This window comes from Emcibacter sp. (genome assembly GCF_963675455.1).
Classification (GTDB): Bacteria; Pseudomonadota; Alphaproteobacteria; order Sphingomonadales; family Emcibacteraceae; genus Emcibacter.
Window position 1 is genome coordinate 3,316,135 of record NZ_OY776217.1, and the last position, 17,784, is coordinate 3,333,918.

The 17,784-nt window shown below is 56.1% G+C and carries 25 protein-coding genes; 20 read left to right on the forward strand and 5 right to left on the reverse strand.

From position 1 onward, the window contains the following. The first annotated feature begins 1 nt into the window (after position 1). The 20 genes from ACORNT_RS15465 (at position 2) to ACORNT_RS15560 (ending at position 14,613) form a co-directional block, all read left to right on the forward strand. The gene (locus ACORNT_RS15465; RefSeq protein ID WP_321392829.1) at positions 2-754 is read left to right on the forward strand and encodes a hypothetical protein; all 753 of its coding nucleotides are present in this window, start codon (positions 2-4) and stop codon (positions 752-754) included. After that, positions 751-1,485, forward strand: a complete 735-nt coding sequence (locus ACORNT_RS15470; RefSeq protein WP_321392832.1) for a DUF1320 domain-containing protein — start codon at positions 751-753, stop codon at positions 1,483-1,485. The genes ACORNT_RS15465 and ACORNT_RS15470 overlap by 4 nt, the downstream gene beginning before the upstream one ends. After that, positions 1,486-1,920 carry a phage virion morphogenesis protein gene (locus tag ACORNT_RS15475; protein ID WP_321392834.1) on the forward strand — a complete coding sequence of 145 codons (435 nt, stop codon included), beginning with the start codon at positions 1,486-1,488 and terminating at the stop codon, positions 1,918-1,920. Then, positions 1,917-2,465 carry a phage tail terminator protein gene (locus tag ACORNT_RS15480; protein ID WP_321392836.1) on the forward strand — a complete coding sequence of 183 codons (549 nt, stop codon included), beginning with the start codon at positions 1,917-1,919 and terminating at the stop codon, positions 2,463-2,465. The genes ACORNT_RS15475 and ACORNT_RS15480 overlap by 4 nt, the downstream gene beginning before the upstream one ends. Continuing rightward, a complete protein-coding gene (locus ACORNT_RS15485) occupies positions 2,458-3,039 on the forward strand; it encodes a phage baseplate assembly protein V (protein WP_321392839.1) in 582 nt (193 codons plus the stop codon). The genes ACORNT_RS15480 and ACORNT_RS15485 overlap by 8 nt, the downstream gene beginning before the upstream one ends. Further along, the gene (locus ACORNT_RS15490; protein ID WP_321392842.1) at positions 3,039-3,377 is read left to right on the forward strand and encodes a GPW/gp25 family protein; all 339 of its coding nucleotides are present in this window, start codon (positions 3,039-3,041) and stop codon (positions 3,375-3,377) included. The genes ACORNT_RS15485 and ACORNT_RS15490 overlap by 1 nt, the downstream gene beginning before the upstream one ends. Further along, positions 3,374-4,249, forward strand: a complete 876-nt coding sequence (locus ACORNT_RS15495) for a baseplate assembly protein (RefSeq protein ID WP_321392844.1) — start codon at positions 3,374-3,376, stop codon at positions 4,247-4,249. Before ACORNT_RS15490 ends, ACORNT_RS15495 begins: the two co-directional genes overlap by 4 nt. Further along, a complete protein-coding gene (locus ACORNT_RS15500; RefSeq protein WP_321392847.1) occupies positions 4,249-4,785 on the forward strand; it encodes a phage tail protein I in 537 nt (178 codons plus the stop codon). The genes ACORNT_RS15495 and ACORNT_RS15500 overlap by 1 nt, the downstream gene beginning before the upstream one ends. Then, positions 4,786-6,387 carry a phage tail protein gene (locus ACORNT_RS15505; RefSeq protein ID WP_321392849.1) on the forward strand — a complete coding sequence of 534 codons (1,602 nt, stop codon included), beginning with the start codon at positions 4,786-4,788 and terminating at the stop codon, positions 6,385-6,387. Further along, the gene (locus ACORNT_RS15510; protein ID WP_321392851.1) at positions 6,387-6,995 is read left to right on the forward strand and encodes a DUF4376 domain-containing protein; all 609 of its coding nucleotides are present in this window, start codon (positions 6,387-6,389) and stop codon (positions 6,993-6,995) included. Before ACORNT_RS15505 ends, ACORNT_RS15510 begins: the two co-directional genes overlap by 1 nt. A gap of 11 nt (positions 6,996-7,006) precedes the next feature. After that, on the forward strand, positions 7,007-8,173 hold the full coding sequence (locus ACORNT_RS15515) for a phage tail sheath C-terminal domain-containing protein (protein ID WP_321392853.1): 1,167 nt from the start codon (positions 7,007-7,009) through the stop codon (positions 8,171-8,173). Next, complete coding sequence (locus ACORNT_RS15520) at positions 8,170-8,676, forward strand: phage major tail tube protein (protein WP_321392855.1); 507 nt, start codon at positions 8,170-8,172, stop codon at positions 8,674-8,676. The genes ACORNT_RS15515 and ACORNT_RS15520 overlap by 4 nt, the downstream gene beginning before the upstream one ends. Position 8,677: 1 nt before the next feature. Then, a complete protein-coding gene (locus ACORNT_RS15525) occupies positions 8,678-8,932 on the forward strand; it encodes a phage tail assembly protein (protein ID WP_321392857.1) in 255 nt (84 codons plus the stop codon). Positions 8,933-9,070: 138 nt separating this feature from the next. After that, entirely contained in the window at positions 9,071-11,221 is a 2,151-nt protein-coding gene (locus ACORNT_RS15530) for a phage tail tape measure protein (RefSeq protein ID WP_321392859.1), read from the forward strand. Beyond that, complete coding sequence (locus tag ACORNT_RS15535) at positions 11,208-11,609, forward strand: phage tail protein (protein WP_321392861.1); 402 nt, start codon at positions 11,208-11,210, stop codon at positions 11,607-11,609. The genes ACORNT_RS15530 and ACORNT_RS15535 overlap by 14 nt, the downstream gene beginning before the upstream one ends. After that, positions 11,606-11,812 carry a tail protein X gene (locus tag ACORNT_RS15540; protein WP_321392863.1) on the forward strand — a complete coding sequence of 69 codons (207 nt, stop codon included), beginning with the start codon at positions 11,606-11,608 and terminating at the stop codon, positions 11,810-11,812. The genes ACORNT_RS15535 and ACORNT_RS15540 overlap by 4 nt, the downstream gene beginning before the upstream one ends. 1 nt (position 11,813) lies before the next feature. After that, a complete protein-coding gene (locus ACORNT_RS15545) occupies positions 11,814-12,788 on the forward strand; it encodes a phage late control D family protein (protein WP_321392865.1) in 975 nt (324 codons plus the stop codon). 9 nt (positions 12,789-12,797) lie between these two features. After that, a complete protein-coding gene (locus tag ACORNT_RS15550; protein WP_321392868.1) occupies positions 12,798-13,169 on the forward strand; it encodes a hypothetical protein in 372 nt (123 codons plus the stop codon). Further along, positions 13,170-13,685: a hypothetical protein gene (locus ACORNT_RS15555; RefSeq protein ID WP_321392870.1), complete on the forward strand. Its 516-nt coding sequence runs from the start codon at positions 13,170-13,172 to the stop codon at positions 13,683-13,685. 130 nt (positions 13,686-13,815) lie between these two features. Further along, positions 13,816-14,613, forward strand: coding sequence for a DNA adenine methylase (locus ACORNT_RS15560; RefSeq protein WP_321392873.1), 798 nt, complete (start codon positions 13,816-13,818; stop codon positions 14,611-14,613). A 50-nt stretch (positions 14,614-14,663) separates the two neighbouring features. Here the strand turns inward: ACORNT_RS15560 and ACORNT_RS15565 are convergent, their stop codons facing one another. The 5 genes from ACORNT_RS15565 to ACORNT_RS15585 all read right to left on the reverse strand — a co-directional run bounded on the left by ACORNT_RS15565 (position 14,664) and on the right by ACORNT_RS15585 (position 17,601). Continuing rightward, positions 14,664-15,161 carry a hypothetical protein gene (locus tag ACORNT_RS15565; RefSeq protein ID WP_321392875.1) on the reverse strand — a complete coding sequence of 166 codons (498 nt, stop codon included), beginning with the start codon at positions 15,159-15,161 and terminating at the stop codon, positions 14,664-14,666. Positions 15,162-15,740: 579 nt separating this feature from the next. Continuing rightward, a complete protein-coding gene (locus ACORNT_RS15570; protein WP_321392879.1) occupies positions 15,741-16,133 on the reverse strand; it encodes a hypothetical protein in 393 nt (130 codons plus the stop codon). Next, the gene (locus ACORNT_RS15575) at positions 16,123-16,719 is read right to left on the reverse strand and encodes a response regulator (RefSeq protein WP_321392880.1); all 597 of its coding nucleotides are present in this window, start codon (positions 16,717-16,719) and stop codon (positions 16,123-16,125) included. Before ACORNT_RS15575 ends, ACORNT_RS15570 begins: the two co-directional genes overlap by 11 nt. Before the next feature lie 110 nt (positions 16,720-16,829). Continuing rightward, the gene (locus ACORNT_RS15580; protein ID WP_321392883.1) at positions 16,830-17,201 is read right to left on the reverse strand and encodes a YbaN family protein; all 372 of its coding nucleotides are present in this window, start codon (positions 17,199-17,201) and stop codon (positions 16,830-16,832) included. A 166-nt stretch (positions 17,202-17,367) separates the two neighbouring features. Then, a complete protein-coding gene (locus tag ACORNT_RS15585; protein WP_321392887.1) occupies positions 17,368-17,601 on the reverse strand; it encodes a hypothetical protein in 234 nt (77 codons plus the stop codon). Between the last annotated feature and the right edge of the window lie 183 nt (positions 17,602-17,784).

A 17,784-nucleotide genomic window follows, 5' to 3' on the forward strand; every position in this document is an offset into this window, starting at 1 on the left:
AATGTTATCCGTTTCAGACTTGCAGCTTTTCGGGTCGACCGTCATGCCGGAGGATGATGTAACCACCAATATCGGCGGGGCCATCAACGAGACCACCCTGGTCAGTTTTACGCCGCTGGATGCTGTCAGCACACTTGAGGTTGTTTCCGACGATGTGGCGGACAACACCCAACAGATCACGGTCACCGGCCGGGCCGCCGACGGGACGCTGATCAGCGACACGGTCGCCCTCAACGGCACAACGCCTGTCGCCATTACAGGCTCATTTAAAACCCTTTTAAAAGCCATCCTGGACGGTGCCGCTGCAGGCAACGTGACCCTGCGCAAGACCGGCGATGCCGGGGATCTAATGATCTTCACGCCTGGTGTTTTGACCGTGCGCCGTCCGTTCATTAATGCGGCCGCAGAAGCCGCAGGCGGAGCCTCACGCGAATATCACGAAAAGGTATTCTACAAGAACGGCAGCGCCATCAACGCGCTTCTGACGGCCATTGTCGAACTGGTCGATGACCAGGGCGGCACCGTGACCTTTGGTCTTGAAGCCGCTCAGAACGGCAGCGGAGACAATGGGGCGAACAACCGCCTGACCGCCCCGGCCGCGATCACCTTCGACGGCACCTCCAAAGCGGTGCCGGGCACTGACCTGGCCACAGCGTCCGCGATCGGCGTCTGGTTTAAGTTGACCCTGGCGGCTGGAGCGGCGGCCGGGAACGGCTCTTTCACGCCTAAAATCTCCGGAGCAACTGCCGCATGACCATTGTCCTGACCAAACAGCCTTTGGAGAAGATGGCCTATAACCTGCCCTTTGATCTGGGAGAAAACGCCACGATTTCCTCTGTGGAAAGCGTTGATGTTGCGCCCAAGGGCAAGGTTGCGGCGGTCACGGCTCTTGAGGCAAGCGGTCTCAGGACAAATGGGGCAGTCGTCCAGTTCGATTTGACCGGTGGAACAGATGGGGAAACCTACCTGATTACTGCCATCGCCCTGGACAACCAAGGCAACCGCATCCAGGAAGTAGCGGAGATCCGGGTGGAAGACTTCACCTGGTCAATTCCGGACAGCCAGGGTGTGCTGTATCTGACCCCGGCAGAGTATGTCACCCGCTTCGGTTATGACGAAACCGTCAATCTGGCGGATACCTACGACCTCGGCCGGATCGACAAGGACCGTCTGGGTGCCCGTCTCCTGGAAGCCACGGCGACGGTGGACTCCTATGTGGGCAAGCGCTACATCACGCCGCTTGCGCCGGTGCCGGAAGTTATAAAGATGATCACCGGAGATCTGGCCCGCTGGCTTTTGCATGGGGACGCCATGCTGGACTCCGTCAAGGACCGACGCAATGAAGCCCTGCGCCAGCTCAAGGATATTTCCCTGGGAAATGCCGTCCTGTCCACACCGGTCAAGTCCTCCCGCGCCAATTCCGGATCCCCGGAATATTCCGCGCCGCCCAGGACTTTCAGCCGCGACACGCTGGGAGGATACTAGATGACCGGCCTGGTGATCACAGTAGACGACAGCCATTTCCAGGAATACCTGCAGGCCCTGGCAGGCAAGCTGGATGATATGTATCCGGTCATGGAGACCATTTCCTCCTATCTGGAAACCAGCACAAAGCTTCGCTTTGAAACAGGTATCGGCCCTGACGGCCAGCCATGGAAGCCGTCAATTCGCGCCCAGAAGACGGGCGGGCAAACCCTGGTCAAGGAAACTTACCTGCTGGGCAGCGTTGTGAGCGCCGCCAATAGCACTGAAGCCATGGCGGGTTCAAACATGATCTATGCGCGTATTCACCAGTTTGGTGGTCAGACCGGCCGCAATCATGCCGTCACTCTGCCTGCGCGTCCCATGTTCGGCCTCGACGATGTCGACAATGCCGAAATTACAGACACCCTTGTTGAATATCTGACGGAGGCGGCATGAGACTTGATCCTCTGACAGACTTGCTCAAAAAAGCCCTGCCGGACTTTAAAAACATCGGCGGCGCGACGGACTTTGTCCAGGTAAAAAGCAACGCCGCGACCTATCCGGCCATGTTCGTCATCCCGTTGAGCGAGACGGGCGGCAAAAACACCGTGGAAGGCGGCACCCTGCAGCCCATCAAAAGCCAGTTCGGCGTTGTCCTGGGCCTGAAGGCCACCGGCACCCGCAAAGCCAGGGATTATACGATTGACAGCCTGGCAGACCTCAAGATGGAGATCCGCGCCGCCCTGATCGGTCAAAAGCATCCGGACTTCAGTTATGCCATTGAGTGGGTCCGCGCCCAGCTTCTGCCGACCAAGGAAACCGGCGTGATCTGGTGGCAAGAACAATTCTCCGTCTCCGGCTGGCTTCGCCGCGCCCAGGCACAGGAGTCCGGTGTGGCCGCCGACCAGGTCTATCTCGGCTATGCACCGGAGATCGGTCCGGACAACGTCGACAAATATACGGAAGTGACAGCAGCTCAACTGGAGGCAATCGGTGGATAGTATTCGAGAAATCACCGAGCTGCAGCGGCTTCTGACCAGCATGATCCGGATCGGCAAAGTGGTTGCCGCCGATTATGCGGCCGCCAGGGTAACCGTGCAAATCGGCGACATCACCACAGCGCCGCTTCCCTTCATGACCCAGCGGGCCGGGGAAAACCGCAACTGGTCGCCGGTCGAGGTGGGCGAGCAGGTGTTGCTGGTGTGCCCGTCAGGAGATATCGACCAGGCGGTGGTGGTCGGCAGCCTTTACCAGACCAGCTACCCGGCTCCCCAGTCCCTGCCCACTGTGACCACAATGGTTTTCAAGGATGGGGCGGAGATCGAGTATGACCGGGTTACACACAAACTGGTGGCCAACCTGCCCAGCGGCGGCACCTTCGATGTGACGGCCGATGGTGGTATTACCCTGAATGGCGATGTCACCATCAACGGTAATACGGCTGTTAACGGCGATGTAAATGTCGACGGCCTTATTGACGCCACCGGCGAAATCACCGGCAGCGGTATCGACCTGTCAACGCACACCCATAGCGGTGTTGCCAGCGGATCCTCAAGCACAGGAGGGCCGCAGTAATGGGTACGGGTATGCATCGGGAAACCGGCGAGGCTCTGACAGGCGTGGACCTGGTCCGCCAGAACATCATCGACGTACTGACTACGCCCAAAGGCACCAGACGCCGCCTGCGCGGCTATGGCTCACGGCTGTTTAGCCTGGTCGACGCACCGCTGAACACTGACACCATTCTGGAGATCAATGTGGCGGTTGCAGAAGCCCTGGACGCCTGGGTGCCGGATTTCGCTCTGGACCAGGTCAAAGTGCTGAGTTCTGAACAAGGCAAAGCAGAACTTGAATTGACCGGCAGTTATTTGGTCGATGGGTCTAAAGTCACGCTTGAGGGGATTGTTGTATGACCAGGATTAATCTCAGCTCCCTCCCGGCTCCGGACATCATCCAGCAGCTCGACTATAACACCATCCTGATCAGGATGCGCGACCGGCTGATTGAGATCCTTCCGGCCCTGGACGGGCTGACTGAGGCGGATCCGGCAAACGCCATCCTCGAGGTAGTCGCCGAAGCGGAATTCTTGTTGCGGCAGCAAGCCAACGATCATGGACGGGGATTGCTGCTGGCCTATGCCACCGGCAACAATCTGGACCAGTTGGCCGCCTTCTACAACATCGAACGCCTGGTGGTGGATCCCGGCGATGCCAACGCCATTCCGCCGATTGCCCCGACTTATGAAACAGACGAGCGCCTGCGCGACCGGATCCTGCTGGCCTTTGAGGGACAGTCCACGGCCGGGCCTATCGGTTCCTACAAGTTCCACGGCTTGTCTGCAGACGGCCTGGTCAAGGACATTGCGGTCGAAAGTCCGTCTGCTGGTGTTGTGGACGTGACCGTGTTGTCCACCGAAGGGAACGGAACACCGACCCAGCAAATCATCGACAATGTGACGGCCGCTTTGAACGGCGACGATGTCCGCCCGCTCACCGACCAGGTCAATGTCCAACCCGCAACGATTACCACCTATGCCGTTGATGCCACATTGACGATCGGCGAAGGTCCGGACGCCACTGTTGTGAAGGCGCAGGCCGAGGCGGCTGTGCAAGCCTATGTGACAGAACGGCACCGGATCGGGGCCACGGTTTCCCTGTCCGGGATCTACGGGGCGCTGCATCAGAGCGGTGTGGAGCTGGTGACCCTGACCGCGCCGGTCGCTGACATCGTGCCAAACAGTGTCACGGCGGCCTATTGCAACTCAATCACGGTGGGAGTGGCCTAATGGAAACCATGCTGCCCATTAACGCCACTGAGGCCATGCACGCCCTCGAGGAGGTCGGCCGGGCTGACCAGAATGTCACCATCGACATTGCAAGCCTCTGGAACCCCCAGACCTGCCCGGCTGCTTTGCTGCCCTGGCTGGCTTATGCGGTCTCTGTCGACCAGTGGGAAGTTACCTGGACCGAAGCCCAGAAGCGGGCGGCCATCACCGAGGCCATCACCATTCACCGGACCAAAGGGACAATCGGAGCCTTGCGCCGGGCCATGGCGCTATTCGGGGCCGCCATCACCATTACGGAATGGTGGCAAAAAACGCCTGCCGGAGACCCGCACACCTTCGATGTGACCATCGCGCTCGGCGGCGATGTTCCGGCCACCCAGGATGTCCTGGACAGGATCCAGGCGGCCATCGACCGGGTGAAGCCGGTGCGCAGCCATTACACGCTCATCACCTCCCAGCAGGTCGTGGTGAATATGGAAAGCGCCGTGGTGGTTTGGCCCCTGACAATGTTGAACGCAGAAGTGAGGTTGAGTTAAATGCCCGTAATTGAAGCAATCATAACAGATGCAGGCCGCCAGGCGGCCAACGATGCCGCCGAGAACGGGTTTTCTGTTGAAATCACCCATTTCGCCATCGGCACTGGCTACACTGCGCCCGATGCCTCGCTCACGGCACTGGTAACACCGCTCAAGAACCTGACGGTCGACCCAGGCGCGGAGATCCAGCCTCATGTGGCGCATCTCACATCAATCGACAGTTCCGAGGATGCCTACACCGTCACGGAGTTTGGCTTGCTTCTCTCGGACGGCACTCTGTTCGCCTATTATGCGGCCGGTGGTGCCACCATTGCTGACAAGACGGCCTATACCCAGTTCCCCATCGCACTGGATGTGGTCCTGGACACGCTGACACCGGGCAGTGTCACCGTTTCCGGAAATACCGGATTTTCCCTGCCTGATGCCAGCGAGACAACGCCGGGCCAGGTGCAGATGGCCACATCCGCCGAAACGGTATTGTTCGCCATCGACTATAAGGCGGTTTCTCCCAAGAGCCTGCAGGCCGCTCTGCAGTGGGACTATATCCAGGGCAAGCCAGCACAGTATTCAGTAGAGGCGCACATCCATGATGCCTCTGACATTACCTCGGGCACCTTGAACAAAGACCGCCTACCCACGGCCTCAACCACAGCCAAGGGTGCGCTTGAAATTGCCACCAACACGGAAACGCTGGCTGGAACACTAAGCAACCGGATCGTCACTCCAGCCGGGCTTAAATATGTGTTTAAATGGGAAAACCTGCAGAACATCCCCACCGGCGTATCAAGGATAAACACCCTGTCGGTTTCCTATGGCTCTGTAGATATCCAGGGATCCGCAAACGGCTACGCCGGGATTCACTTTACCGCAGCAGGCCGGATCCTGATGGTATCGGCCACTGTGCAGGGATTTTATACCGGCGATGCCTGGCAGTGGTATTTCAGCAACGGTGTTTTACGTGAAGGAAAGGTCCCTTGGGGGCAATTAATCGAAGTGCCGAATGCTTCGACAACTGTCAAGGGGCCTGTTGAGTTGGCAACTGCCGCCGAAACTATTCTTGGTCAGGACGCAACGCGAGCTGTAACACCAGCCGCTCTCATCGCGCTACTCGACTTGATAGTCCCCATTGGTTTTGTTGCCGAGTATTACGGGAACCCGGCCAACCTACCATCTAACTGGCAAATTTGTGATGGCACAAATGGTACACCGAACACACTAAACAAAGTCACAGTTGGTGCTGGTGGAGCTTACAGTCTGGGCCAATCGGTCGGGGCTGACTCGAAAAACACCGGTTCTGGTGGAACTCATAACCACACTGGCTCTATCAGTGTGACGATCGGCGGCACGACACTGACCGTCAACCAGATGCCTTCTCACCGACATCAGCTAGACGGCAGAACCGACGGTAGCGGAGGCATCCTCAATATCGATAATAGCAGTGGCACTCTCCGTTACGACTACACCGGTTATGAAGGTGGCAGCCAGTCCCATAATCACTCTGCCAGCGGCTCGGTCACCATCAACAATGGCGGTGCCCATACTCACTCTGTCGACGTGCGCCAGGCTAGTATCGCCTTATACAAAATCATGAGGGTTGCCTAATGAAAGTTTCCATTATCACAGAAGATAATCGCGTGATCATTGACGGCCAGGTCGTCGTGATCCCGCACCTGGAAGATCACCTGCAGGACAACATCCGCGCAGTGCAGATCAACGGCAATACCGTCGAGGTCGAGTATCTGGATGACACGCCCAACCGGACGGACATCCTCGTCGCCGCCTTTCAGAATGTGATCAACATGGCCCAGGCCATCCTGGACACACCGCCCCCGGAACCGACCCTGGAGGAGCTGCAGACCGCCGTTTGCCAGGATATCAACCTGTATCGTGACCATCTGCTGGATGTCGGCTTCGCATACCAGGGAAAGAATTTTGCCCTGGATGACGGCAGCCAGGTCAAATGGACGGCCATCTTTAACCTGGCCAGCTATGCCAAAAGCCTGGGCGCACCATTCTCCCAGGAGATCATCGCCACAGACAACAGCCTGTTAGCCATTAATGCTGACCAGGCCATTGAATTCGCCTTGCTTGCCGCCGCCCGCACCGGGGAGATCATGCTGGCAGGACGCAATCACAAGGACGCCGTCCTTGAGCTAACCACCAATGAAGCTGTGAGTAGCTATGACTACTCAGGCGATTGGACAAACTAAGGAGACTAAACGTGCCTTACTACCATGGAGTAGAAGTAATTGAACTGGCCAGCGGATCCCGTCCGATCCGCACCGTGGCCTCAAGTGTTATCGGCTTGATCGGAACGGCTCCGGATGCTGACGCCGGTGCGTTCCCTCTTAACACACCGGTCATGGTGACCGGTCGCACAGAAGCCGCCAACCTCGGCAATACCGGCACCCTTTCCGCCGCTGTTGACGGGATCTTTGACCAGACCGGCGCGGTGGTCGTTGTAGTTCGTGTTGACGAAGGTGCCGACGAGACTGAAACTCTGGCCAATGTGGTCGGCGGTGTCGATGCCGGTACAGAAGAACGCACAGGTGTTCATGCCTTCATCGATGCCCAGATTGAACTCAACCTGGTGCCACGCATCCTGATTGCGCCAGGCTGGACCCATCAGCGTCCAGGAGCATCCGCAAACCCGGTTGTTGCTGAACTGCAGGGCCTGGCGGAACGTTTCCGGGCGGTGATCTTTGCTGATTGCCCAAACACCACAGACGCAGATGCCATTACTTATAAAAATGACTGGGGAAGTGGTCTGATCAGGGTGCTTGACCCTTGGGTCAAGGTGCTGTCAGGGGAAACAGTTGTAGAAGAGCCGCTGAGCGCCAGGGCCGCAGGTTTGAGAGCAAAAGTGGACAACGAAAAGGGTTTCTGGTGGTCAGACAGCAACCAGGTAATCAATGGCATCATCGGCACTGCCCGGCCCATTGACTATATCCCTGGTGATTCCAGTTCTCGGGCCAACTATCTCAACGAGAATAACATCACCACCGTCATTCGTCTGGACGGATATCGCCTCTGGGGCGGTCGCACCACGTCTGCAGATCCTGTCTGGTCTTTCCTCTCCGTTCGCCGCACGGCTCACATCATCGAGGACAGCATCCAGAGGGGCCATCTCTGGGCCATCGACCGTCCGATCACCAAGACCTATGTCGAGGATGTGGCGGAAGGCGTCAACGCCTACCTACGCAGCCTCGAAGCCCAGGGAGCCATCCTGGGCGGGGAATGTGTTCCGAACAACGAACTCAACACATCGGAAAATATCGAAGCCGGGAAGGTCTATTTTGACTTTGATTTCCGTCCGCCGACCGATGCGGAACATATCACATTCCGGGCATCCATCAACGACTCCTACTTTGAAAGGATCACATCATGAGTTTACCTCGTGTCATAACAGCGTTTCAGCTTTTTGTTGACGGCCGTGGCATGCTCGGCAAGACCGAGAAAGTCACCCTGCCAAACCTCGAAATCGAAACAGAGGAATACCGGGGCGGCGGCATGGACCTGCCGATCGAACTTGACCAGGGCATGAAAGCCATGGAGATGAGCTTCATGCATGCCGAGTTTGATCCGGATCTGGCCAAGCTTTTTGGTCTCCGGAACGGCAATACAATCCCCTTTACGGTGCGAGCCGCTAGTGAAGACGACGAAGGAAACGTAATTCCTGTTGTCATCCAGGGCCGGGGCAAGCTTAAGGGCCTGGACCTTGGCGACCTGGAACCCGGCAAAAAAGGGGCCGTCGACTTCTCTGTCGCGCTCCGTTACTTCAAGCTGACCATTGATGGTTCGAATGTGATCGAAATCGACGCCGAGAATGGCAAGCGGATCATCGACGGCGTGGACCAGTTGTCCGAGCGCCGTGCCGCGATAGGAGTGTAATATGAGCGATCCGATTACACTCGACTACGAGGTTGAAGTTAATGGCGAGAAAATCACAAGTCTCACCATGCGCCGCCCGAAAGTTCGCGATGATCTTGCCATGGACAGCCACAAAGGGACGGCGGCGGAAAAGGAGATATTCCTGTTCGCCAACCTCTGCGACGTGTCCATGGATGTTATCTGCGACCTGGACCAAGGCGCTGATTACACAAAACTCCAGGAGAAATACTCCGGTTTTTTCGGCTCGAAGAAGTAGATCTTGAGGAGAACCTGGCTGTATGCGCCATGATCCTGAACCAACCCTATTCCGAAATGATGGACTGGTCCCACGAGCAATTGCGGGACCGGACCAACATGGCTGTGCGCCTTCTAAAAATAAGCAGGAGCAACAGCAATGAATGACGATATTGAAGTTGGCGTCAAGGTCAGTGCGGACAGTAAACAGGCCCGAAAAGAACTCAAAACAACTGGCGGCGAAGCGGTCAAGGCCAGCAATACGGTCGGTAAGGCCGTGCAAAAGCAAGCCGGGGAAACCCGGAAATTGGACAAGAGCAACCAGAAAGCCGCCGCATCTCAATCACGTCTGGGCAAGGTAGTTGACCGCGCCCGGCGTGAAACCCGCTCCTACAATGACGAAACCAAGAAAGCTATCCGCAACCAGACTAAACTGGGTCAGGCTGCAAAGCGCACCGCCCAGAGTCTGAACAGATCATCTGGTTTAATTAACGGAAGTGTCGGCAATCTGGCGGCAGGTGCGACTGCTAGTGTTGCTATCGGAAAAACGATCGGTGCCGCAATCTCATTCGAGAGCGCCATGGCGGACATCCGCAAGGTCGTGCAATTTGAAACTCCGGAACAGTTTAAACAGATGGGAAGTGACATCAGACGCTTGTCAACGGAAATTCCCATCGCCGCCGAGGGTATTGCAGAAATCATCGCTGAAGCGGGTCAGGCGGGTGTTGCCAGAGATGAGTTGCTGGGTTTTGCAAATGACGCGGCAAAAATGTCCGTCGCCTTTGATATTGCAGCCAGAGAAGCAGGCGACACGATGGCTGGTTTGCGCGCCATCTTTCAACTGCCGCAGGAAGATGTGGTCAAGCTCGGGGATTCGGTAAATCATCTTTCCAACAACATGAACGCCAAAGCTCCGGATATCTTGAACATCCTGAACCGGGCCGGTTCAACAGGCAAGCTTTTAGGTCTATCCGGTCAGCAAATCGCCTCACTGGGTGCCGCCTTTCTGGAACTAAAATCACCCCCTGAAATTGCGGCCCGATCAATGAACGCTATGTTCAATAAACTTGCGACCGCCGACAGGCAATCCAGTGACTTCCAGAATACCCTGGAAGAGCTTGGCATAGACATCGATGATTTCAAGGACCGCATTAAAAACGATGCCCAGGGCACCTTTATTGATTTTCTTGAAACTGTGAAACGTTCCGATGATGTCATGGGTACCCTCACGGATCTTTTCGGTTTGGAATATGCGGACGATATGGCCAAGCTGGTGGGTGGTATCGACAGCTACAAAAAGGCAATCAAACTGACTGCCAAGGAAGGTAATTTTGCAGGAAGCATGTTCCAGGAGTTTAAGGCTCGAACTGATACAACTGGGTCCGGTCTTGAAATACTATCCAACAGTTTTGGCCGTTTAGGCGGCATTGTCGGTGACCGTTTCCTCCCAGCCATTCAGGCTGGCGGTGCAGCCATAGGGTCAGTAGTCAACCAGGTTGCAGATCTTGCTGAAGAATGGCCCAAAGTCACAACAGCTATTGCCGGTACGGTGGCAGCATTAAGCTTGGTCAAGGTCGGTGCGGCAGCAAAGGGGATACTCTCTTTCTTGCGCGGCGGGCGCGGCGGTGGCGTGGCAGGAATGCTCGGTTCTGCCTCAGGTGTCACACCGGTCTTTGTTACCAATATGGGCGGCGGTATGGGCGGCTTTGGCGGTGGCAAAGGACGAGCGGGCCGCCTCGGTCGTTTCGGCAGGCTTGGCCGTCTTGCCGGTCGGATCGGCGGCAGTGGAATCATGAGAACTGGTGGTAAACTTCTTGGCAAAGCCGCCGTTCCGCTCATGGTCGGCATGTCATTATTCGATACAGTTTCCGCCGCCAGTAGAGGGGACGCCAAAGGCGTTGGCGGCGGTCTGGGCGGCCTCGGGGGCGCACTCGGGGGTGCAGCTGCCGGGGCCGCTATTGGCTCTGTGGTGCCTGTTGTAGGCACGGCGATCGGAGGGATAATCGGCGGCCTGATCGGAAGCTTTGGCGGCGAAGCCATCGGCCGGAAGATCGGCGGCCTGTTCTCAAGTGACGAACGGGATAAAACCGCCAAGGCAGCGAAAGCGGCTGTAGCCAGCACCATGATTGCAGCCACACCTGCCGCCGCATCAACCGCCGCGCCGGTGCCCCAGCAGGTGACCAATGAGTACAAAATCACTATCACGGCGACCGAGGGTATGAGTATCCAGGATCTGGTCCGGGAAGTAGTGGATGAAATTGAACGCCAGACGGCCATAAAACAGAGGGGAGCGCTTTATGACAACGACTAGCGGCTCCATGATGGCGCTGGGCGAGTTCCGCTTTTCCGTCAATACGGCCGCCTTCCAGGAACTGCGCCGGGTAAGCCAGTATAACTGGCAATCCCAGAATGTGGTCGGCAGCAACCCGGTTCTGCAGTTCACCGGAGCCGGGGAACAGACCATTACCCTGCCGGGTGTAATTTATCCGGAGTACAAGGGCGGGCTGGGCCAGCTGGACACCATGCGGGCCTTGGCTGGCAAGGGTGAGCCACTGATCATGATGGACGGGCTGGGGCGGAACATGGGCAAGTGGGTGATCGTCACAGTCGAGGAAACACAAACCCGTTTCATCGAGTCCGGGATCCCGCTTAAACAGCAATTTACACTCAGTTTAAAATACTACGGAAAATCAGGATGACGACCTACATCACCAGGGAAGGCGATGCTATCGACTATGTCTGTAAAAAACATTACGGCGACGACTATACCGCGCCGGACCAGGTCTATGCCGCCAACCCCGGCCTTGCCGCCTATGGCCCTATTCTCCCGGCCGGGCTGACCATCACCTTGCCGGAGATCGAAACCGAGGCCATTGCCGAAACCGTGAGCCTGTGGGACTGATATGAAGCCGCTTGTTGAGATCACCATCAAAGGCAAGAAGATCACCGATAACCTGATGGCCCGGTTTGACAGTCTGCAGTTGGTCGATGACACCAGCAACAAGGCCGATTCCCTGACCATCACCTTGACCGACCAGAAACCGGCCATCACCCTGCCGAAACAGGGCGAAAATATGACTGTGCGAATCGGCTACCAGGGTGCGAACAAATATCTGCGCGGGGAATATACGCTGGACGAAATAGAACTGGCCGGTCCACCGGCTCAGATGGTCCTGATTGCCAAGGCGGCCGATGTCCGAAAGTCCATGAAGCAGAAACGGGATTTCAGTTGGAAGAATGTTTCCCTGGGCGACATCGTCTCCACCATTGCAGAGCGCTATTCCCTGACTCCCAAAACCGGCGCGGATTATGCCTCAATTCAGTTTGCCCAGCTCACCCAGGACAAGGAAAGCGATCTCGCTTTCCTGCAGCGCCTGGCCAAGGAATATGACGCTCTGGCGCAGCCTAAAAACGGCTACCTGCTGTTTGTGAAACGGGGCACCGGCAAATCCGCCACCGGCAAGACCCTGGGCACCCTCAAACTCACGCCGCCAGATGTAACCAGGTGGGATGTCTCGGTCACCGATCGGAAGAATTATGCGGCCGTCACGGCGAACTGGCAGAACCTTGAAACCGGTGAATTGGTCAAGGAATTGGTCGGGGAAGGCGAGCCGGTCTATGTGCTGCCAGGAACTTTCCCGGATGCGGATCGAGCCACAGCAGCGGCCGTCGCTAAATATGACGAACTTTTGCGGGGTAAAGGTGGATTGTCCTTATCCATGCCTGGCAAGCCAGAGCTTGCCGCAGAAATGATATTGAATTTGGCCGGTTTCCGGGACGGAGTGGACGGGGAATGGGTCATTAAACAGGTCAGCCATGTCATTGACAGGGCTGGCTATCGTTGCAACGTCCGGGGTGAACGCCCCGGCAGAAAATAGGAGACAATCGTGTCTACTCAAGTGCAGAGCTGGAAAAACCATTTCCTAATATCCGGGCTGATCGTGTTGATCCTTTCAACCCTCATGAACATGCTGTTTACGGCCGTATTTCCGACCTTGCCGGTCGCGGCCGCCGCTTCCCTCGCCCTGGTGATCGGCTTCACCTTTGCAGTCGCTTACTATACCGGCCGGGAGGTCAGCGACTGGGAGAAGTACAAGGGTTCGATAACAGGATTCGGAACCTTCTTACTAATGCTGCAATTCTGGTCCTGGCAGGAGGATAACAGAAACGACCTTATATTCGCTGTCCTGGGGGCTGTGACCGGAGCCATACTTGAGGTGTTAATCAAGTGGGCAGCGGGTGCGATCGGGGGATTATAAATGCTCTCTGTCCGTACAGCCACCACGCCGGAAATGATCGATACCTGTCACAGGATTCGCCACCGCGCCTATGCGGAGGCCAATGCCTGGGAAAGTTGCGACATGGCCGAAATGGAGATGGACGGACACGACCGGCGCTCGGCCCATACTCTGGTCTTTTGGCACGATAAGCCATTGGCCACCGGCAGGCTTTGTCTGGGGCCACAGCTTCCCCTGCAAAGCCACCTGCCGGACTATCCCCTGCCGGTGGGATCAATGGAGGTGGGAAGGCTCTGCTTTCCCAGCCCCAAGATTGAAGCTGTATTCCCAAGGGAAGACGTCATTGGATTACTGGCCAGGGGGCTGGAAATCCTGCGCGACAACCACGGGGCCTCGGACGTCTTTGTCCTGATGCGCCCCGCCCTGCAGCGGGTTCTGACACGGGTCGGATACCGCTTTGTGAAACTGGGGCCGGTGGTAGACCTGAAAGGCCGCCGCTGGCTCATGAGATTTGAAGGAAAAGCCTCTGCCAATTAATAGGCAGGGGGCCGGATCGCGCCAACGATCCGAACCGCAGTGCGCGAACACTGCACGGGATAACCCGCCCCCCACTTATCGACCAGTCTGATCGATGGGGGGTTTGTAACTGAGATTGATAATGGAGTCTATGTATAAAGAAGTCGCCCCTGTAAAGCCCGTCGCCCCCTGGCTGGGCGGCAAGAATAAACTCGCCAAGCGTCTGGTGACCATGATGGCGGAAATCGACCATACGACCTATGCAGAGCCATTTGTCGGTATGGGCGGTATTTTCTTCCGACGCACCCGCGTCCCCAAGGCGGAAGTGATCAACGACTATAGCCGGGATGTGAGCAATCTGTTCCGGATCCTGAACAAGCACTACACGCCGTTCATTGAGATGTTGCGTTACCAGATCACCAGCCGGGATGAGTTCCAGCGGCTGGTGGCCCAGGATGCCGACACCCTCACCGACCTGGAGCGGGCCGCCAGATTCCTATACCTGCAAAAGACCTCTTTTGGTGGCAAGGTCACCGGACAGAATTTCGGCATGTCGCCAGGCCGTCCAGGACGGTTCAACATCACAACGTTGGAACCTATGCTACAGGACGTTCATGAGCGGCTTTCCGGCGTGGTGATTGAGTGCCTGGACTGGGCGGATTTCATAAAGAAATATGACCGGGAAGACGTCCTGTTTTATCTGGATCCGCCCTACTTCGATTGCGAGGACGACTACGGCAAGGACATGTTTGCCAGGGACAGCTTTGAATATATGGCGCGGCTGCTGAAGTGTATCAAGGGCAAGTTCGTTATGAGTATCAATGACCGGATCAAAATCCGGGAGCTGTTCTCAGAGTTCAACTTCATTGAGGTCGATCTGCATTACAGCATCGCGGGGAAAAATTCGAAGGATACCCGCGCCAGCGAGCTGATCATCTCGAACGTATAAAAAAGGGGCGGTCCCGGCCGCCCCTGATCTGTTCTTTGACATTGTGAAGTTTATTGGAGGAGAAACCTGACACAGAAGGCCCTGGCGAAATTCTGATAGGTTTCATCCGAGCAATAATTAGCAACCATTTCCCGGCCGATGCGATGGTGGCTGTATGGCTCCGCAAGGTTATAGATACTTAATGCGCTGAAGTTCTCCCAGTTGACCTTTTGCAATTCAGTGACTGGGTAGCTCAAGCTCAAAACCTTCATATCACTCTCGTTTCCATATGGGTCCACGGTACCTGCAATTATGGAGAAGTCCACATACTCCTGTTGTTCCGGTCGGTTTTCCATCACCCACTCAAGGACATTAAATACGATGTATGAAATGGAATTTAAATCGCTGGCTCCACCATCGTAACCTCGGGTTTTAACTGTTATGTACAGTGCACCGCCTGCCTGCTCCACCTTCAATATTTTGGAGCTTATCTCTTCAATCGACTCTGGCTCGGAACAGCCCGTCAGGGCAAACACGGTTAGGATGATCATGGATCTAAAAAAAGACATTCTATTCCCCCTTACTTGTAGGTTAAACTCTGGCAAAGGGGCACTATGATTTTAATATCTTGGGAACACAAGTGTAAAAACCGTGTTTAAATAGACATCAGGTTGCATTTAAACCCTATAAAAAGGGTGCACTTACTGTTCCATTTATCTGCAAAATTGTCCCAAATGTCGCGCGACGCTACAGTCACCCCGGCGAAAGCCGGGGTCCATGTATACGCCTGAGAGATGTGTCAGGCCGAGCTATGGATTCCTGCTTTCGCAGGAATGACGATAAGGGGCGCGGGAATGACAGAACAGGTATGTACGCGCATCTACTCGTCACCCCGGCAAAAGCCGGGGGCCATTTGTACGACGGAGAGATGCTCCAAGCCGAGCTATGGATTCCTGCTTTCGCAGGAATGACGATAAGGGGCGCAGGAATGACGGCGGAGAGTACGGGAATGACGGGGAGTGACGGAGAAAGCTCAGAGAGAAAAAAGCCATTCCCGCCCGGGCAAGGCCCGGGGCTGAGGGGTGCGCCCGGGCGTTGGATCCGGACGGGAACGACATCTGGCGCAGGAATTCTTCTACTCCCGCTTTTTAAGACCCCAGTTCGCGCCCGACGGCGGCTTTCAGGGTCTCGAGCAGGACCATGCCCTCGGCCGGCATGCCCTTCATCTTGTTGCGCATCATCAGGGCGATACTGTCGCGGATGACGCTCATGGCCGGGCTCGTGCCGCGGCCTTCATCCAGAAGTTCGCGCATCAGGGCGGCGGCCCGGGTGACCAGCGGCCAGTCAAAGGTCCCGGCCCGGCTTTCGATGTCATAAACGATGCTGCGGGCCCTGTCATAGTCTTCATCGGACAGGGCCATGGCGAGCTCGACCAGATCCGCCTGCATCATATGGGTGTAATTTTCGCCCTCCGCCGCGATCATGCGGTTGGCCTTGGCCAGTCTGGCCTTCAGGGCCGGTGAGTATTTGCTAGCGCCCATTGGCGGCCTCCCCTGCATCTGATGCCGCCTCAACTTTGTTAAATTTGGGATGATCACCCATGAACTGGTCGATATTGGTCTGGGTCAGGCGGCTTGACTGACGGCGGTCTTCCTTGCCGTCCCAGTCACCGCGACGGCGGCGGCGGTCCGGCCCGATATAACCGGCGCCCTGGACAAACTCCCGCTCCCTGAACAGGGCGCTGGCGAGCTTTTCCAGAATCTGTTCCGGCGACACCGGCTTGGCGAGGATTTCGGTCACGCCGAAGTCCCGGGCCTGAAAGACGGTCTGTTTTTCGGTAAAGGCGGTACAGAGAATGACGGGAACGCGGATTTTTTCCGCATCCGTGCCCCGGCGAACGGCCTGCAGCAGCTGAAGGCCCTCGCGGTCCTCCTTCAGGCAGTCGACAAAGACACAGTCAAAGGGTTTCTGGCTATACAGCTTGATCCCCTCCCGGACCGATTTGACCCAAGTGACCGACCCCACGTCAAGAATGTCGAGGACAGATTTGATGATTTTGCCGAGATAGACATCATCATCAACAAGCAATACTTTTTTGTCCTCGAACTTGGGATCCCGAAGCGACATGGGCCTGACACCTGTGTTGGTTTACGCGGTACTTCGGTCACTATATTAGCGATTAGTAAATCAAAGTTTAACCGATGCCGGGAGTGAGAAAATAATTTACGTCCGGGTCTTCAGGAAGAGGGCCGGGTGACCACAAAGACGGCCACACAGATCATGCAGATGATGGCGGCAATCACCGCATAGACGGGCGCGGCAGTCAGGAAGACCAGGTAAAGGGCGCTGAGGCTCATGACCAGCACGGCCATGATCTTGCCCTTGAGCGGGATCACGCCCCTTTCCTCCCACGCCTGAAGCGGCGGGCCGAAGGTCGGGTGATGATAGAGCCACTGGTGAAACTGTTCCGAGCCGTTGGAAAAGGCCCAGAGGGCGAGGATCATAAAGACGGTGGTGGGCAGGACCGGCAGGAAGATGCCGATAAATCCGGTGATAAAGAACACTGCGCCAAGCAGATTATAGATCCAGCGTTTGGTTCGGGCTATCACCGTATATGTTCCAGATGTCGGGACCGGACAAGTCCGGCAGGGTTTTTAAGAACGATTATCATATTTTATTTTTGACCAATCGTCCATGCCTTATTCAGGCGGGCAGTTACAGGGGAGGAACTCCCTGCGGATCAGGCTGCCCGGCCCCGCATTCCGGTGGCGCTCATTAAACATTCTGCTGCTGAACAGTTTCTGCATAACGGGCGGTTTCAATTTTATTCTGGGTCACCGTACCAACGGCAAGGGTGCCGACGATCAGGGCGGACAGGATTGCGAAATTTGCCATCATGGAGGCGGCGTTCACATTCCGGAACCGTTTCGGGTTGGCGATCCTGATACCGTTGGTGACAAGACCCAGAAAGCTGTTGCGGTCGATGCTGTCAGTAAAAATCATAGTCATTGTATTTCTCCTTAGTAAATCTGTTTCAAATTCCGTTTTAAATCTCGGTGCTGATATAGTGTTATATCGCGTTGCTGTTGTAGTTATGTATAACACCTAAACGGAAAAGGTCAATATTTTTTGAAAATATTTTTTCATTTCCTTTTATTTCAATAACTTAAGGTGATAATAACGGGCGGTTCA

Bases quoted from the DNA above. Each gene is read 5' to 3' on its own strand.
- ACORNT_RS15465 (WP_321392829.1), top strand. From the start codon at position 2: ATGTTATCCGTTTCAGACTTGCAGCTTTTCGGGTCGACCGTCATGCCG.
- ACORNT_RS15470 (WP_321392832.1), top strand. From the start codon at position 751: ATGACCATTGTCCTGACCAAACAGCCTTTGGAGAAGATGGCCTATAAC.
- ACORNT_RS15475 (WP_321392834.1), top strand. From the start codon at position 1,486: ATGACCGGCCTGGTGATCACAGTAGACGACAGCCATTTCCAGGAATAC.
- ACORNT_RS15480 (WP_321392836.1), top strand. From the start codon at position 1,917: ATGAGACTTGATCCTCTGACAGACTTGCTCAAAAAAGCCCTGCCGGAC.
- ACORNT_RS15490 (WP_321392842.1), top strand. From the start codon at position 3,039: ATGGGTACGGGTATGCATCGGGAAACCGGCGAGGCTCTGACAGGCGTG.
- ACORNT_RS15495 (WP_321392844.1), top strand. From the start codon at position 3,374: ATGACCAGGATTAATCTCAGCTCCCTCCCGGCTCCGGACATCATCCAG.
- ACORNT_RS15500 (WP_321392847.1), top strand. From the start codon at position 4,249: ATGGAAACCATGCTGCCCATTAACGCCACTGAGGCCATGCACGCCCTC.
- ACORNT_RS15505 (WP_321392849.1), top strand. From the start codon at position 4,786: ATGCCCGTAATTGAAGCAATCATAACAGATGCAGGCCGCCAGGCGGCC.
- ACORNT_RS15510 (WP_321392851.1), top strand. From the start codon at position 6,387: ATGAAAGTTTCCATTATCACAGAAGATAATCGCGTGATCATTGACGGC.
- ACORNT_RS15520 (WP_321392855.1), top strand. From the start codon at position 8,170: ATGAGTTTACCTCGTGTCATAACAGCGTTTCAGCTTTTTGTTGACGGC.
- ACORNT_RS15525 (WP_321392857.1), top strand. From the start codon at position 8,678: ATGAGCGATCCGATTACACTCGACTACGAGGTTGAAGTTAATGGCGAG.
- ACORNT_RS15530 (WP_321392859.1), top strand. From the start codon at position 9,071: ATGAATGACGATATTGAAGTTGGCGTCAAGGTCAGTGCGGACAGTAAA.
- ACORNT_RS15535 (WP_321392861.1), top strand. From the start codon at position 11,208: ATGACAACGACTAGCGGCTCCATGATGGCGCTGGGCGAGTTCCGCTTT.
- ACORNT_RS15540 (WP_321392863.1), top strand. From the start codon at position 11,606: ATGACGACCTACATCACCAGGGAAGGCGATGCTATCGACTATGTCTGT.
- ACORNT_RS15545 (WP_321392865.1), top strand. From the start codon at position 11,814: ATGAAGCCGCTTGTTGAGATCACCATCAAAGGCAAGAAGATCACCGAT.
- ACORNT_RS15555 (WP_321392870.1), top strand. From the start codon at position 13,170: ATGCTCTCTGTCCGTACAGCCACCACGCCGGAAATGATCGATACCTGT.
- ACORNT_RS15560 (WP_321392873.1), top strand. From the start codon at position 13,816: ATGTATAAAGAAGTCGCCCCTGTAAAGCCCGTCGCCCCCTGGCTGGGC.
- ACORNT_RS15565 (WP_321392875.1), bottom strand. From the start codon at position 15,161: ATGTCTTTTTTTAGATCCATGATCATCCTAACCGTGTTTGCCCTGACG.
- ACORNT_RS15570 (WP_321392879.1), bottom strand. From the start codon at position 16,133: ATGGGCGCTAGCAAATACTCACCGGCCCTGAAGGCCAGACTGGCCAAG.
- ACORNT_RS15575 (WP_321392880.1), bottom strand. From the start codon at position 16,719: ATGTCGCTTCGGGATCCCAAGTTCGAGGACAAAAAAGTATTGCTTGTT.
- ACORNT_RS15585 (WP_321392887.1), bottom strand. From the start codon at position 17,601: ATGACTATGATTTTTACTGACAGCATCGACCGCAACAGCTTTCTGGGT.